General features: G+C 71.8%; 15 protein-coding genes and 1 pseudogene. 4 read left to right on the top strand and 12 right to left on the bottom strand.

Annotated features, from left to right (window positions below; translation table 11 throughout):
* Nucleotides 1–184: 184 nt before the first annotated feature.
* From LADH09A_RS21220 to LADH09A_RS21205, 4 genes are all read right to left on the bottom strand, one after another.
* Nucleotides 185–598 (bottom strand): DUF6069 family protein, encoded by a 414-nt coding sequence (locus LADH09A_RS21220; RefSeq protein WP_238647226.1) that lies wholly within the window; start codon nt 596–598, stop codon nt 185–187.
* Between the two features lie 76 nt (nt 599–674).
* Nucleotides 675–1,151, bottom strand: a complete 477-nt coding sequence (locus LADH09A_RS21215) for a MarR family winged helix-turn-helix transcriptional regulator (protein ID WP_238647225.1) — start codon at nt 1,149–1,151, stop codon at nt 675–677.
* A 52-nt stretch (nt 1,152–1,203) separates the two neighbouring features.
* Entirely contained in the window at nt 1,204–1,719 is a 516-nt protein-coding gene (locus LADH09A_RS21210) for a DUF2087 domain-containing protein (RefSeq protein WP_238647224.1), read from the bottom strand.
* Nucleotides 1,720–1,851: 132 nt separating this feature from the next.
* Nucleotides 1,852–2,355, bottom strand: coding sequence for a MarR family winged helix-turn-helix transcriptional regulator (locus tag LADH09A_RS21205; protein WP_238647223.1), 504 nt, complete (start codon nt 2,353–2,355; stop codon nt 1,852–1,854).
* A gap of 68 nt (nt 2,356–2,423) precedes the next feature.
* On the opposite strand from LADH09A_RS21205, the gene LADH09A_RS21200 reads away from it, so the two are divergent.
* Together LADH09A_RS21200 and LADH09A_RS21195 are read left to right on the top strand one after the other, a co-directional pair.
* Nucleotides 2,424–3,659, top strand: coding sequence for an MFS transporter (locus LADH09A_RS21200; RefSeq protein WP_238647222.1), 1,236 nt, complete (start codon nt 2,424–2,426; stop codon nt 3,657–3,659).
* A gap of 150 nt (nt 3,660–3,809) precedes the next feature.
* Nucleotides 3,810–5,075: an MFS transporter gene (locus LADH09A_RS21195; protein WP_238647221.1), complete on the top strand. Its 1,266-nt coding sequence runs from the start codon at nt 3,810–3,812 to the stop codon at nt 5,073–5,075.
* Nucleotide 5,076: 1 nt separating this feature from the next.
* Here LADH09A_RS21195 and LADH09A_RS21190 read toward each other — a convergent pair whose 3' ends face one another.
* The 4 genes from LADH09A_RS21190 to LADH09A_RS21175 are packed head-to-tail and all read right to left on the bottom strand — an operon-like array spanning nt 5,077 to nt 8,016.
* Complete coding sequence (locus LADH09A_RS21190) at nt 5,077–5,811, bottom strand: VOC family protein (protein ID WP_238647220.1); 735 nt, start codon at nt 5,809–5,811, stop codon at nt 5,077–5,079.
* A gap of 60 nt (nt 5,812–5,871) precedes the next feature.
* Complete coding sequence (locus tag LADH09A_RS21185) at nt 5,872–6,459, bottom strand: GNAT family N-acetyltransferase (RefSeq protein ID WP_238647219.1); 588 nt, start codon at nt 6,457–6,459, stop codon at nt 5,872–5,874.
* Between the two features lie 22 nt (nt 6,460–6,481).
* Nucleotides 6,482–6,988, bottom strand: coding sequence for a mycothiol transferase (locus LADH09A_RS21180; protein WP_238647218.1), 507 nt, complete (start codon nt 6,986–6,988; stop codon nt 6,482–6,484).
* Nucleotides 6,985–8,016: an aldo/keto reductase gene (locus tag LADH09A_RS21175; protein ID WP_238647217.1), complete on the bottom strand. Its 1,032-nt coding sequence runs from the start codon at nt 8,014–8,016 to the stop codon at nt 6,985–6,987. The genes LADH09A_RS21180 and LADH09A_RS21175 overlap by 4 nt, the downstream gene beginning before the upstream one ends.
* 123 nt (nt 8,017–8,139) lie before the next feature.
* Here LADH09A_RS21175 and LADH09A_RS21170 point away from each other — a divergent pair, with 123 nt between their 5' ends.
* Complete coding sequence (locus LADH09A_RS21170) at nt 8,140–9,693, top strand: ArnT family glycosyltransferase (RefSeq protein WP_238647216.1); 1,554 nt, start codon at nt 8,140–8,142, stop codon at nt 9,691–9,693.
* A gap of 36 nt (nt 9,694–9,729) precedes the next feature.
* On the opposite strand, the gene LADH09A_RS21165 is transcribed toward LADH09A_RS21170, so the two are convergent.
* The gene (locus LADH09A_RS21165) at nt 9,730–10,215 is read right to left on the bottom strand and encodes an RrF2 family transcriptional regulator (RefSeq protein ID WP_238647215.1); all 486 of its coding nucleotides are present in this window, start codon (nt 10,213–10,215) and stop codon (nt 9,730–9,732) included.
* A 132-nt stretch (nt 10,216–10,347) separates the two neighbouring features.
* Here LADH09A_RS21165 and LADH09A_RS21160 point away from each other — a divergent pair, with 132 nt between their 5' ends.
* The gene (locus LADH09A_RS21160; protein ID WP_238647214.1) at nt 10,348–11,088 is read left to right on the top strand and encodes an SDR family oxidoreductase; all 741 of its coding nucleotides are present in this window, start codon (nt 10,348–10,350) and stop codon (nt 11,086–11,088) included.
* 67 nt (nt 11,089–11,155) lie between these two features.
* On the opposite strand, the gene LADH09A_RS21155 is transcribed toward LADH09A_RS21160, so the two are convergent.
* From LADH09A_RS21155 to LADH09A_RS21145, 3 genes and pseudogenes are all read right to left on the bottom strand, one after another.
* Nucleotides 11,156–11,779 (bottom strand): GNAT family N-acetyltransferase, encoded by a 624-nt coding sequence (locus LADH09A_RS21155; protein WP_238647213.1) that lies wholly within the window; start codon nt 11,777–11,779, stop codon nt 11,156–11,158.
* A 75-nt stretch (nt 11,780–11,854) separates the two neighbouring features.
* Nucleotides 11,855–12,421: pseudogene (locus LADH09A_RS21150) on the bottom strand (GNAT family N-acetyltransferase).
* Nucleotides 12,421–13,680, bottom strand: coding sequence for an MFS transporter (locus LADH09A_RS21145; RefSeq protein ID WP_238647212.1), 1,260 nt, complete (start codon nt 13,678–13,680; stop codon nt 12,421–12,423). Before LADH09A_RS21145 ends, LADH09A_RS21150 begins: the two are co-directional and overlap by 1 nt.
* Nucleotides 13,681–13,721 lie beyond the last annotated feature (41 nt).

Here is a 13,721-nt window from a genome sequence, read left to right as displayed (position 1 = left end):
GGACGGCGAGCGCGAATTCAGCAGAAAGGAAGGGCGCCGCCGTCAGCGGGCGGAGCGGACCTTCTGCGACCAGATACCTCGTGCCATGACGGCGAGATTAGCAGCGTCGACGCGCCGGCTCACGGGGGTTTCGCCCACCTCGTGGTCGACGCGACACGAGGTGGGCGGTGGTGTCCGCGACGGTTTACCGGCGAGGGCGGGGCAGCAGGGCGATCAGCGCGACCGCCACGGCCACGTGTGTCGCGCCGAGGGTCAGCTTGGCGCCACCGGTGGCCTCGACACCGACCAGGGGAACGAGGGACAGCAGGGTCACCACGACGGCCAGCGAGATCCAGACCGGGCGGGCGACCCGTGGGGCGAACCGTTCCAGCAGGGCCAGCGCCGCCCAGCCGAGCAGTGCGGCACCCAGGGCGACCACGAAGATCGCGCCCGCCCCGATCACCGTGGCGGGCTGACCCGGACTCTCGACGGTGTAGTCGACCCCGGCCAGCGCGCCGATCGACCAGATGGCCAGGCAGGCCACGACGGCGGCGACGACACCGAGGGCGCGGCGGCGCAGGGTCGAGGTGGCGGGGGTCGTGACGGCGGCAGCACTCATGACGGCTCCTCGTTCAGGGGAAACGAACGAGTACGACCGTAACAGATAGTCTTGTTCTGAACTATCTTCTTCAGAACTAACAGCCCGAGCGGCTACCGGGCGCGTACGGGGAGGTGGCGGCCAGCGGGCCGCTCACCAGTGCCAGCAGGGCGCGCAGGAACACCTCCCGATCCTGCTCGGGCAGGGTCGCCAGCAGGTCGTCCTGGATGCGCTGGACCACCTGTTGCGCCTGGCGCAGGACCTGTTCCCCCGCCGGCGTCACCGCGACCAGCCGGGCGCGTCGATCCGTCGGCACCGGGCGGCGCTCGGCCAGCCCGGCCCGTTCCAGTTGGTCGAGCGTGACGACCATCGTGGTCTTGTCCACGCCGCACCGCTCGCCGATCTGCCGCTGGGTCAGGTCTCCGGTGCGGGCCTGTGCCAGCACGTAGTGCGCCCGTGGCGAGATACCCAGCTCGGCCAGCCCGGCGGCGTGTTCGGTCTGCAGCGCGTGACTCGCCCAGGAGAGCAGGAACAACAGGTCGGGGGGGCCGTCCGTGGGCGTGCAGGAGGTCATGCGCCGAGGCTAGCAAGATGCTCCGCAACGAGACGGTTCGCCAAGCGGACGATCAGAGCCGCTGGTAGATGCCGTGCTCGCGGGTGAGCAACCGCTCGTCGATCAGGTACCGACGCAGCGTCACGTGATCCGACCCGCCCGCGGAGCACCACGGCTTGAGCGCGTCGTCGACGGCGCGCTCCGGATAGCGGGTGCCCGGTTCGAACGACCGCTCGGCGATGTGCGCCAGCAGGACCCGCCGTCGGCTCGGCTGCGCCGGCAGACCCACCAGGACGCCCGCGCGCAGGAAGGTCCGCAACACCGGGTCGGCTCCGGGCTCGGCGTCGTCGGCCGGGCGACTGTCGCGGGCGGCCGCCCGCAGCGACGCCTCGTCGACAGCGAGCGCGCCGTCCGCGCCGGTGATGAGACCCGCGTCGGTGAGCCGGCGGACCCCGGTGAGCACCACCCGCGCCGGCAGGCCGGTGCGTTCGGCGACCTCCGTCGCGCTGGTGGCGCCCAGCACGATCGCCGCGAAGATCCGTCGCCGTCCGTCGTCGGCCAGGGTTCCGGCCAGAGCATGCGCAGTCACGTCGGCCACCCTCGCATCAGCCGTACGCGGGACGCCACGCCATTTCTCCTGTCGGCCTTCGGCTCGACGGGGCCACTCAGTCGGCCTTCGGCTCCACGGGCCACTCAGTCGGCCTTCGGCTCCACGGGCCGCTCAGTCGCCCTTCGGCTGCTCGGCGACGAGCATCACGCGGCGCAACAGGTCGGCGAGTTGCCGCCGCTCGGTCGCCGTGAGCGCGCCGAGCAGTCGGTGTTCCTCGGCGCCCTGAATCTCCATCGCCCCCCGCCAGGCGGCCTGACCCGCGTCGGTCAGCTCCACGTCCACCCGTCGACGGTCGACTGTCGACGGAATCCGGCGCACGAAACCCCGCCGGAGCAGGGTGTCGACCCGGGCCGTGATCGAGGCGGGGGCCACCGCGAGATCCACGGCGAGATCCGAGGGGGCGGCCCGCCCGCGTCGGCCGGCCAGGGCGTGCAGAGTGTCGTACTCGTGAGGGGGCAGGTCGAAATCGGCCAGAACCCGCTCCTTGACCGTCCGCAGGTGCCGGATCAGCTTGACCATCCTGGTCACCGCGCCCTCGACGTCCGCGTCGAGACCGGGCACCACGGGAAGCCAACGCTCGATGTGCCGGTCGACGTCATCCGGAGTGGTGGTCACCGCACCAGCTTACCTCAGCGTCGAAATATTCGTTGCCGAAAAGTTCGATGCCGAAGTAAATTGAGGTCATGGTTCACCCCCTGCGCATCCCCGCCTTCCGGCTGCTGTTCCTGGGCCGTACCGTCTCGGCTCTCGGCGAGGCGGTGGTGCCCGCCGCTCTGGCCCTGGCCGTGCTGCGGGCCACCGGCTCCACCGGCGCGCTGGCCGTGGTCCTCGCCGCGGCGATGGTCCCCCGACTGCTCCTGCTGCCACTGGGTGGTGTCGTGGCCGACCGGTTCGACGCCCGACGGGTCGCCATGCTGGCCGACCTGGTGCGCTGCGCGACCCAGTTCGCCGTGGGCGTGCAGCTGCTCGGCGGCGACCCGTCATTGACCGTCGTGGTCGTGGCGTCCGCACTCGGGGGCACCGCGTCGGCGTTCGCCATTCCGACCGCGTCTCCCCTGGTCGCCGGCACCGTCGAGCCGGCCGACCGGCAGCGGGCCAACGCCCTGATGGGGATGACCGCCAACACCAGCCGCCTCGCCGGGCCCGCACTGGCCGGTGCGCTGATCTGGGCTGCCGGCCCCGGCTGGGCGTTCATCCTCGACAGCGCGTCGTTCGCGCTCAGCGCCCTCCTGCTGGCGCTGCTGCGGGTCCGCCACGTGCCGGTGCCCCGCCGTTCCGTGCTCGCCGACCTGCGGCACGGCTTCGGTGAGGTGCGCGCCCGCGACTGGTTCTGGACCAGCCTGCTCGGCCACGGCGTGTGGAACGGTGCCGCCGCCGTGCTGATGACCCTCGGGCCGGCCGTCGCCATCGACCGTCTCGGCGGTGAGACTACCTGGGTGCTGCTGTTGCAGGCCGGCGCGATCGGGATGCTCGTCGGATCGCTGCTGGCCGGGCGGGTCCGGCTACGCCGACCGGTGCTGCTGGCCAACCTCGGGCTGGCCTGCTACGCCGCGCCGCTGTTCCTGCTCGCCGTCGCCGCGCCCGCCCCGGCGGTGATCGTCACCTACGCCGTGGCGCTGACCGCCCTCGGCTACCTCAACCCGGTCTGGGAGACCGTCGTGCAGCACCACTTCCCGCCGGAGGTGCTGGCCCGAGTCACCTCGTACGACTGGTTGGTGTCACTCGGCGCCATGCCGCTGGGATACGCGCTGGCGCCGCTGGCCGCCGACGCGTTCGGCGCGCCCGTGCCCCTGGCCGTCGCCGGCCTGCTGGTCCTCGCCTCCTGCGCGGGCACCGCCCTCGTCCCCGGCGTACGCCGACTCACCTGGCCAGCGACCCCGCAACCGCAACCGGCTGCACCCGCCACCGTCGCCCGCTGATCCCACCGCCACGCTCCTTCGTCCCGGGTGGTCGATCAGCGGGCGGCGCGGGCCATCGTGCGGGATAAATGCCGCGCGTCAGCGCCGATTCAGTGGTTGTCTTCAGCCAAGGGCTGGTCGGGGCAGGGCATTGCGTGGAGGAGAAGCGACATGCCAGGCGCAGTGACCGCCACGGCAGGCGCCGAACCCTCGCGTCCCACCCACCTGCTTCGCCACAACCGGCCCTTCCGAACTCTGTTCTCAGCACGGCTTGTCTCGTACGCGGGTGACTCACTCGGCCTTGTCGCGCTCATGTTCCACGTCGCGGAGACGACGGGCCCGGCGCTGGCGATCTCCCTGCTGTTGCTTGTGGGAGATTTCGCGCCATCTCTGTTGGGGCCCTTCACCGGCGCCCTCGCTGATCGGCTCAACCTCCGGCGGCTGATGGTCGGCTGCGAGCTCGTCCAGGCCGCGGTCCTGCTGGTCATCGTGCTGACCCTGCCGCCGCTGCCGGTGCTGTTGGCTCTCGTCGCGATTCGCGCCACCGCCTCGCAGATCTTCCAACCGGCGTCCCGCGCGGCGGTGCCCGCACTGGTTGCTGACCGTGATCTGGAGCCCGCCAACTCGACCGTGGGGTTCGGCGCCAACGCGGCGGAGGCGGTCGGCCCGCTCCTCGCCGCGGCGCTGTTTCCACTGGTCGGCGTGAGTGGTCTGCTGCTCGTCGACGCGGTGTCGTTCCTGGCCTCGGCCGTGCTGCTGGCGACGCTCCCCTCACTGCCGGCGGCGGCCGGCCCCGAGCGCCAGCCGTCCCTGCTGCGACAGGCCAGAGCGGGGATGAGCTACCTGTTCAGTGTTCCGACGGTACGAGTGATCTTCCTCGGCTTCACCGCGGTGGTGGCCTTCAACGGGGTCGACGACGTGGCGCTGCTGCTGCTGGCCCGCGAGACCTACCAGGTTGGCAACTCCGGGGCTGGGCTTCTGCTGGGCGCGGTCGGCCTCGGGCTCGTGGCCGGTTACGCCATGTTGTCCCGGTGGGGCACACGGGCGTCGATGCCGCTGCTGCTGGTCGTGGGCTTCGCGGTCAGCAGTGTCGGTAACCTGCTGACCGGGCTGGCCTGGGCCGTCGCCGCCGCGATCGCACTTCAGGCCGTCCGGGGGTTGGGGTTGGCGGCCATGGACATCGGCTCGATCACGCTGCTGCAGCGGACGGTGCCGGCGGGGATGCTGGGCAGGGTCTTCGGCAACCTGTACGGCGCGATCGGGGTCGCCGCCGCGGCGTCCTACCTCGCTGGCGGCCTCCTGCTGGACCTCACCTCCGCGCCGTTGACTCTGATCATCGCGGGCGTCGGCGGCCTGGTCGCCACCGGTGTCGTCGCGCTGCGACTGCCGCGAGCGATGCGGCGCGCCGACACCGGTGGCGCGCCGGCCGTCGACTAGGTCAGCTTGGGCTGAGGAGGCAGAACTCGTTGCCCTCCGGGTCGGCCAGGACGGTCCACGCGACGTCGGGGCCCAGGTCGACGGCGGTGGCGCCCAGCGCCCGCAGTCTGGCCGCCTCGGCCACCGGATCGTCACCGGGGTAGGGGCGGACGTCGAGATGGACGCGGTTCCACCCGGTCTTCACGTCGGGTGTCCGGACGAACTCCAGGTACGGGCCGACGCCCTGGGCGGAACGCAGCACCGCCTGCTGGTCGGTCACGTCGTGCAGGACCCAGTCCGTGGCCTGGCTCCAGAAGTCGGCCATGGCGCGCGGGTCCGCGCAGTCGACCACGACCGCGGCGATCGGTCCGGTGTCGCGGTAGAGCGGTCGGGGGTCGAGCACGCAGAACTCGTTGCCCTCCGGGTCGGCCAGGACCGTCCACGGGACATCGCCCTGCCCGATGTCGGCCGGTGTGGCGCCGAGATCCTTCAGCCGCGCCACCACCTCCGCCTGATGAGCCGCCGAGGTGGTGGCGAGGTCGACGTGCACGCGGTTCTTCACCGTCTTGGGGTCCGGGTAGCCGACGAGGTCGATGCAGACAGCGACGGGGTCCGGGTAGACGAAGCCCTCGGGTTCGAGGTTGGTCACGCCCGGGCCCTCACTGGAGAGTTCCCAACCGAGCGCCGCCGCCCAGAACCCGCCCAGCGCGGAATCGTCGTGGGCCTTCATGTTGATCTGTACGAGCCGCGTTGCCATGCCGGCGATGGTAAGGCCCGTCGAGTCGGCGGTGGTACCCGATCAGGCCGCGTGCGCGGATCAGATCGGCTCGTCGGTGCGCAGCCGGGCGTGCAGGTGCATGTCGTGCCAGCCGTCGCTGTGGCGGACCGACCCGCGAACGACGCCCTCGGCGGGGTAACCGGCCCGCATGGCCACCCGGCACGACGCCAGGTTGGCGGTCGAGTGCTCCAGGGCCAGCCGGTGCAGACCAGCGTCGGTGAAACTCCACCGGGTCAGGGTCGCCAGCGCCTCGGTGGCGACCCCCCGGCCGCGCGCGGCCGGCAGCAGCCAGTACGACAGGTGCGCCGACGCCTCGGCCAGCAGCACGCCCCGCAACCCCACCTGACCGACCGGCCGGTCGTCCACGTCGACGATCGCCCAGCTCGCGGACGTCTCCTCCTGCCAGCGGCCGGCCCACTGCGCCGTCCACGCCCGCGCCTCGTCGTCGCTGTCGAGACGGCGGACGTGCCAGCGTTGGATCGCCGGACAGTCGAAGGCGACCCGGACGACCCCGGCGTCGTCGTCACGCCAGGGCCGCAGCGCCAGCCCGGGGCGTACCGGTAGGTGGGGTTGTTTCTGGGCGCCGAAGCTCCCGGCGGGCAGGGCGGGTGCGACGAGCAACGGCATCCGCCCATTATCGAGCCGGGCCTCACTCGCCGGTGGCGCCCCCGGCGAGTTCGGCGACCACGTCGAGGTGGCCGAGATGGCGGGCGTACTCCTGGACCAGGTGGAACAACACCCGTTCCAGCGACGCCGGGTCCGCGCCGTTCCAGCGCGGCCCCGGCGCGCCGATCGCCGCCAGGTCGTGCGCCGTCACCACGGCGCTGGTGTGCGCGCCCTGCCCCCGCAGCGCGGCCACCAGGTCCTCCCGGGTCTCCTCCGGGGCGACGTACCAGCGGTCATCGCGGCGGTCGCCCCACGGCTCGGCGACGTCCCGGCCCTGGAAACCCCACTCGATCCAGCGCAACTCGACGTGGCGCAGGTGCTTGAGCAGCTCCAGTGGGGTCCAGCCCGACGGCAGTCGGCTGCGCCGCAGCTCCGGCTCGGCCAACGCCGACACCTTGTCCACCGTGGACTCGCGGAAGTAGTCCAGGTAGCGCAGGAAGACCTCGGTGCGGCTGCCGGCCGGCGCGGTGGGCTCGGGGAAGGGAATCATGACGGGGTCGGCAGGTCGCGGGCGCGCTGCCGCACACCCGCAGCGCCGTACGGGTAGTCCCCCACCAGCGGGGCGCTCGCCTCGTCCAGCAGGCGCATCTGCTCGGCGTCGAGGACAAGGTCGGCGGCGGTCAGGTTGTCGTCGAGCTGCTCGGTGGTACGCGCGCCGAGAATGACCGAGGTGACCGCCGGTCGCGCCGCCAGCCAGGCCAACGCCACCGCCGACATGGACGCGCCGCGTTCCCCGGCGACCTGACGGACCGCGTCGAGCACCCGCCAGGTGCGCTCCTCGGCGTTGCGCCCGGCGTACGCCTCGACGCCGCGCTGGGGGTTCTCGCCGAGGCGGGTCGCCCCGGTGGGCGTGCTGTCACGCTGGTACTTGCCGGTCAGCCAGCCGCCACCCAGCGGCGACCACGGCAGGATGCCGATGCCCTCGTTCTCGCAGACCGGCACCAGCTCGAACTCGATCTCCCGAGCCAGCAGGTTGTACTGCGGTTGCAGGCTCACGATCGGGGTGAGGTTGAGGTGCTGGGTGAGCAGGGCGGCCTTCTGCAACTGCCAACCGGTGAAGTTGCTGACCCCCGCATAGCGGATCTTGCCGGCGCTCACCGCGTCGTCGAAGAACCGCAGCGTCTCCGGCAGTGGGGTCATCGGGTCCCAGGCGTGCGCCTGGTAGAGGTCGACGGCCTCGACCCCGAGCCGCCGCAGGCTGGCGTCCAGCGCGCGGGTCAGGTGCACCCGGGACAGGCCGGCGTCATTCGCCCCCGGCCCCATCGGGAACCGTCCCTTGGTGGCGATCACCAGCCGGTCGCGCAGGTCGGGGCGGGCCCGCAGCCAGCGCCCGACGATGTCCTCCGAGACACCGGCGGAGTAGACGTCGGCGGTGTCGATGAAGGTGCCGCCGGCCTCGACGAACCGGTCCAGTTGGGCGAAGCTGCCGGCCTCGTCGGTCTCCGCGCCGAACGTCATGGTGCCCAGGCACAGGGTCGAGACCACCGTGCCGGTGGAGCCCAGGGTGCGATAGCGCATATCGTCCTTTCGGTCCGAGTGACAAAGCCGATCTTCGCACCCGTCCGGACCACCCGCATTCGGGACTGTGCCGAACGTCGGTACGGGCACCCGCGCGGCGTCGCCGCCGGTCATCATGAGCCAGTGAGCGAGCCCGCGACCGACATCGACCGCCCGCACCAGCCCACCCAGTCGCCGCCGTCGGCGGTGCCACCCGGGCCCGGCGCGCGCACGCGCGGTCCGTGGCTGGTGGCCGCCGCGACCAGCCTGACGTTGCTGCTGCTCGCCGGCCGCTACGGCTATCACCGTGACGAGCTGTACTTCCTGCTGGCCGGTCGACACCTCGACTGGGGCTACGTCGACCAGGGCCCGCTGGTCCCGGTGCTCGCTCGACTGCTCGACACGATCGCGCCGGGCAACCTGGTGGTGCTGCGGACGCCGTCGGCGCTGCTGGCCGGCGGCGCGGTGCTGTTGGTCGCCGCCATCGCCCGGGAGCTGGGCGGAGGCCGTGGCGCGCAGACCGTCGCGGCGGTGCTCGCTGCGCTGTCCGGCATCGTGCTCGCCAGCGGTCACCTGCTCAGCACCACCACCGTCGACCTGCTGGTCTGGCTGGTCGCCGCGTGGTGCGCGGTGCGGTTGCTGCGCACCGGCGACAGCCGCTGGGCGCTCGGCATCGGCCTGGCGCTCGGGGTGGGCTTGCTCAGCAAGCTTCTGCCGGCGTTGCTGGCCGTGGGCCTGATCGCCGGGGTGCTCATCGCCGGGCCACGTCGGCTGCTGCGTGACCGGTGGGTGCTCGCCGCCGCCGGGATCGCCGTGCTGCTGGCCGCCCCGAACCTCATCTGGCAGGCGGCGCACGGCTTCCCGCAGCTTGGCGTGGCGGCCTCCATCTCCGACGGGGACAGCTCCTACAGCGGTCGGGTCGAGGCGCTCACCCTCCATTTCGTCATCATCAGCCCGTACGCCGTGCCGATCTGGATCGCCGGCCTCGTCGCGCTGCTGCGCCGACCGGCGTGGCGGGCGTACCGGGCGGTGGCCTGGTCGTGGCTGGTGGTGGTCGCCATCGTGCTGATCGCCGGCGGCAAGGGTTACTACGACGCGCCCCTGCTGCTGGTCCTCACCGCCGCCGGTGTGCTGGTCACCGTCGCGTGGGCGTCGCGCGGGTCGATCCGGCTGCGTCGAGGGCTGCTCGTGCTGGGTGTGGTGCCGTTCCTCCTGCCCAACATCGTCCTGCTGCTGCCGGTGCTGCCGGCCGAGCGGCTGCCCGGGTTCGTGGTCGACGTCAACTACGACGCCGGCGAGACGATCGGCTGGCCGGCGTTCGCGGACTCGGTCGCCGCCGTCCACCGTGGTCTGTCACCCGAGGAGCGCTCGCGGGCGGTCATCCTGACCGGCAACTACGGCGAGGCTGGCGCGGTGGCCCGTTACGGTCCGGCCCGTGGTCTTCCGCGTGCCTACTCCGGGCACAACAGCATGGTCGACTTCGGTCGGCCGCCCGCCGCCGCGGACGTGGTCATCGCCGTCGGCTGGGAACGTCCCGACCCGCTGAACGCCTGGTTCGAGACGTGCACGCTCGCCGGTCGGGTGGACCAGCGGGTCGAGGTGGAGAACGACGAGAACGGCGGCCCGATCCACGTGTGCCGGGGGCTGCGGCGTCCGTGGGCGCAGATCTGGGACACCGAGGTACGCCACACCGGCTGACCGTGGTCAGCCGGCGCTGCCGCCAGGTCAGCCAGGTCAGCCGGCGCGGCCGCCGGTGAGCCAGGTGTGGATGCCGGCCAGGGCCTCGGGGCCGGAGTCGGTGTCGACGTCACGGGCGAGATCGGCGATCGTGACCGCGGCGAGCGCCTGGCGCCACGCGTCCTCGGCCGCCCACATGGCCCGAGCGACCGGGCACGGCGTGGTGCAGGAGTCGGCTGGCGTCGCGAACGGGCCGCGCTGGCGGATCTCCGTGCAGACGAAGCTGGGCCCCGGGCCGTCGACGGCCCGCACCACGTCGAGCAGGGTGATGCTCTCCGGCGCGCGGGTGAGGACGTAACCGCCCGACTTGCCCTGGACGGAGTGGATCAGGTCGGCGCGGGCGAGGGACTGGAGCTGCTTGGCGAGGTAGCTGCTGGAGACGTCGTGCAGCTCAGCCAGCTTGGCCGCCGGGACGGGCGTGCTGCTGGCCGTGAGGACCACGCAGCAGTGCAGCGCCCACTCGACCCCGCCGGACATCTTCATGTGCTCACCCTAGCCAACCCCGGATACTCGGACTCACAATGTCCGAGTATTGTTCTCGGACAGAAGAGGTCCGAGTTTGGCAGACCCCAGAAGCCGGACAGACGACCACATATCAGAGAGAGGTGCATGGGCATGAAGATCGCCGTACTGGGTGGAACCGGCCTCATCGGGTCGCAGGTCGTCAAGATCTTGCAGACCGCCGGCCACGAGGCGGTGCCGCTCTCGCTGTCCACCGGGGTGGACCTGCTCAGCGGGCAGGGGCTGCCCGAGGCGCTCACCGGCGCCGAGGTCGTCGTCAACCTGACCAACTCGCCGACCTTCGACGACGCCTCCCCCGCCTTCTTCCAGACGACCATGGACAATCTCCTGGCTGCCGCCGAGCGTGCGGGTGTCGGTCACGCGGTGGTGCTCTCCATCGTCGGCGTCGACCAGGTGCCCGACCTGGCCTACTACCGCGCCAAGGCCCTCCAGGAGGACATCCTCAGGGCCGGCCCCGTTCCGTACTCGATCGTCCGCGTCACCCAGTTCTTCGAGTTCATCGAGGCGATCATGTCCTGGACGGCCGACGACACCACCGTTCGCCTGCCCAGTGCTCCCCTGCAGCCCATCGCCGCGGCCGACGTCGCACAGGCTGTCGCCGACGTCAGCATGGGCGCGCCTCTCAAGGGCATCCGCAACGTCGCCGGCCCCGACGTCCTCGCCCTCGACGAGTTGGGGCGCATCACCCTCGCCGCCCGTGGTGACCAACGCACCGTCACCACCGACGACACCGCCGGCATGTTCGCCGCCGCCCCCGACGGCGTCCTGATCGCCCCCGACGACGCCGTGATCGCGCCCACGACCTACCGGGAGTGGCTGAGCCGCCAGGTCTGAGACGACCGACCCACCCGCACGTCGCCGTGGTGATCGACTGGCACGGCGACGTGCGGGCGCGGTGCCGTCAGCGTGCTACCGCCGGCGTGCCCGCCTCCCACATCGCGCGGGTCATCTCGTACTCGACCTCCCCCAACTCGGCCTGCGGCAGCAGGTCGTCGACGGGAGGGAAGTACGTACGCACGTACCGCATGCCGACAGCCTCCAGCACGCCGCGCGACCTGGTGTTCGCGGCCATGGTCTGCGCGATGACCCGGCTCTGCCCGACGGTGTCGAAGGCGTGCCGCAGCAGAGCGGAGGATGCCTCGCTGGCCAGGCCCCTGCGCCAGTGCCGACGAACGAGGCGGTAACCCAGGTCGGTGACGCTGGGGTCGTCCGGTTGGTCGGGGCCGTGCGCCGGTGGGAGCATCATGAGCCCGACGAACTCTCCCTCGTCCTCCGGTGCTGCCGGCGGCGCACCACCCGCGCCGTCGGCGGATGCGAACGCCATCCAGTAGCCCAGGCCGTCCACCGTGCGTGCCAGGGCCATTCTCCGCGCGTGGGATGCGACGACCTCGTCGCTGGTTCGCGCCCGGCCGCTGACGTAACGAAGGACCTCCGGGTCGGAGTCGAGCTCGATTTCCAGCTCAAGGTGCCTGTCGGCAAGGGGAACCATCAACAGTCGGTCGGTGCGTAAGGTCGGTTGAGGCACGGCCAAACGATCGCACTGGTGGTGCCAGGGCAGCGATCCAATTTGCCGCAGGTCGGTGCGCGGCGGTGCCTGCTCCTAGCCGGCCACGGGCCGTGACCGCCATTCGTCGGCCAGGATCGCGAAGACGAGCTGGTCAGCCCACTCCCCCGCGAACAGGTAGCTCGCGACGTGGTGTGCCTCACGACGCATGCCGAGCCGGGCCATCAGACGGGCGGAGGCGGCGTTGCGCCCGTGACACCGACCATAGATCCGGTGCAGCCCGAACTCGGTGAAACCCCAGTTCACCAGGGCCGCAGCGGCTTCCGTCGCCAACCCACGGCCCCCGTGGTCGGGGTTGAACACGAAACCGATCTCCGCCGTACGGTCGAGCCGGCTGCGCCACACCAACTCCACGGTCCCGATCACCCCCGCGTCACCGACCGCGGCCAACGCCAGCTAGTCGCCCTCCGCGCGCAGCGCGTCCTCGCCGGCCATGGCGAGCACCGAAGCCCGCGACTGGTCACGGGTACGCGGCCCGGCACCGAGCATCCAGCGAACGACGTCGGGTCGACGCTGGTACGCGTACACGTCATCGAGGTCGTCGATGGTGAACGGACGCAGGGTGAGCCGCGCGGTGCGGATCGGATAGGCCGGCCGGAACATCAGGCGAACTCCTTCATCGTCTGCCCGTGGCCGTCAGCTGCCGCTGGCGCTCCAGGATTGGGGCGGCGCGGCAGCAGCAACGGGCTGGCGAGAATCACCAGTCCCGCGACCAGGATGGCCGTGCGTGGACTGGTGGCGGCGGCGAACAGCCCGCCGAGCGCGCTGAACACCGCGATGGTGGCGCTGCTGCCGATCGACCAGGCGGTCAGAGTGCGCACCACGCGCTCGCGGGGCGTCTGCTCCAGGCGGTAGGTGGCGAGAACCGGGTTGTACAGGCTCATGCTGATGATGATCGCAAGTTCGACGGCGATCACCGTGGCGAGCCCGACGACACCGGGCTGGACGAAGGCGAGGCCGACCAGCCAGACCGCGCGCAACGTGCCCACGGTGCGGATGATCCGGTGTTGGCCGTACCTCGCGACGACGCGGCGGGCCAGGCGTGAGCCGACGAGCCCGCCCACGCAGGGCACGGCGAAGGCGAGCCCGTACTGCCACGGTGGAAACCCGAGCTCGCCCAGCAGGAGCACGGCCAGCAGGGGTTCCGTGGCCATGATCAGCCCGCCGACGAGCAGTTGGTTGAGGTAGAGCGCCCGCAGGCCACGGTGGGTCAGGAGGTGCCGCCAACCGTCGTGCACGTCAGCGGCCCGCACCCGGTGACCGCCACTGCGCCGGGGGTGTTCCTCCCGGCCGCCGATCGCCGTGATCCCCAGCGCGGAGAGCAGGTAGCTCACGGCATCGACCACGATGGTGGCGACCGGCCCGAACAGGCCGACCGCCGCGCCGCCCAGCGGCGGCCCGAGGGCGATGGCGCTCCAGGTCGTCGACTCGAACCTCGCGTTGGCCACGAGCAGGTCATCCGGCCGGACGAGGGCCTTAAGGTAGGCGCCGCTGGCCGCACCGAAAGCGATCTTGGCGGTGGCGACGACGGCCGAGACGACCAACAACTGCGCGAAACCGAGCCGGCCGAGCGCGTAGGCGACGGGGATCGTCAGCAGGACCACGAACCGGGCCAGGTCCATCACGACCATCACCGGCCGCTGGCGGCGGAACTCCACCAACGGCCCGAGCGGCAACGCGACCAGCGCGCCCACCGCAGGCCCCACCGCGGACAGCGCGGACACCTGGGCGGGGCTGGCATCCACCACCAGCACGGCGATCAGCGGTAGGGCACCGAAGCCGAACCCGGAACCGTAGGCGCTGACCGCGTACGACGCCCACAACCATCGGAACTGCCGACCCAGGGATCGTCCCGCCGTCACACCCACACCCTGCTTCCCACAACCCGCCGTTGACCGGGGCG

This window comes from Micromonospora cabrerizensis, from assembly GCF_022230955.1.
Classification (GTDB): Bacteria; Actinomycetota; Actinomycetes; order Mycobacteriales; family Micromonosporaceae; genus Micromonospora; species Micromonospora cabrerizensis.
Note: the sequence above shows the minus strand (reverse complement) of the source record. Positions and strands in the feature narration are given on the sequence as shown.

Bases quoted from the DNA above. Each gene is read 5' to 3' on its own strand.
- LADH09A_RS21220 (WP_238647226.1), bottom strand. From the start codon at position 598: ATGAGTGCTGCCGCCGTCACGACCCCCGCCACCTCGACCCTGCGCCGC.
- LADH09A_RS21215 (WP_238647225.1), bottom strand. From the start codon at position 1,151: ATGACCTCCTGCACGCCCACGGACGGCCCCCCCGACCTGTTGTTCCTG.
- LADH09A_RS21200 (WP_238647222.1), top strand. From the start codon at position 2,424: ATGGTTCACCCCCTGCGCATCCCCGCCTTCCGGCTGCTGTTCCTGGGC.
- LADH09A_RS21195 (WP_238647221.1), top strand. From the start codon at position 3,810: ATGCCAGGCGCAGTGACCGCCACGGCAGGCGCCGAACCCTCGCGTCCC.
- LADH09A_RS21190 (WP_238647220.1), bottom strand. From the start codon at position 5,811: ATGGCAACGCGGCTCGTACAGATCAACATGAAGGCCCACGACGATTCC.
- LADH09A_RS21185 (WP_238647219.1), bottom strand. From the start codon at position 6,459: ATGCCGTTGCTCGTCGCACCCGCCCTGCCCGCCGGGAGCTTCGGCGCC.
- LADH09A_RS21180 (WP_238647218.1), bottom strand. From the start codon at position 6,988: ATGATTCCCTTCCCCGAGCCCACCGCGCCGGCCGGCAGCCGCACCGAG.
- LADH09A_RS21175 (WP_238647217.1), bottom strand. From the start codon at position 8,016: ATGCGCTATCGCACCCTGGGCTCCACCGGCACGGTGGTCTCGACCCTG.
- LADH09A_RS21165 (WP_238647215.1), bottom strand. From the start codon at position 10,215: ATGAAGATGTCCGGCGGGGTCGAGTGGGCGCTGCACTGCTGCGTGGTC.
- LADH09A_RS21160 (WP_238647214.1), top strand. From the start codon at position 10,348: ATGAAGATCGCCGTACTGGGTGGAACCGGCCTCATCGGGTCGCAGGTC.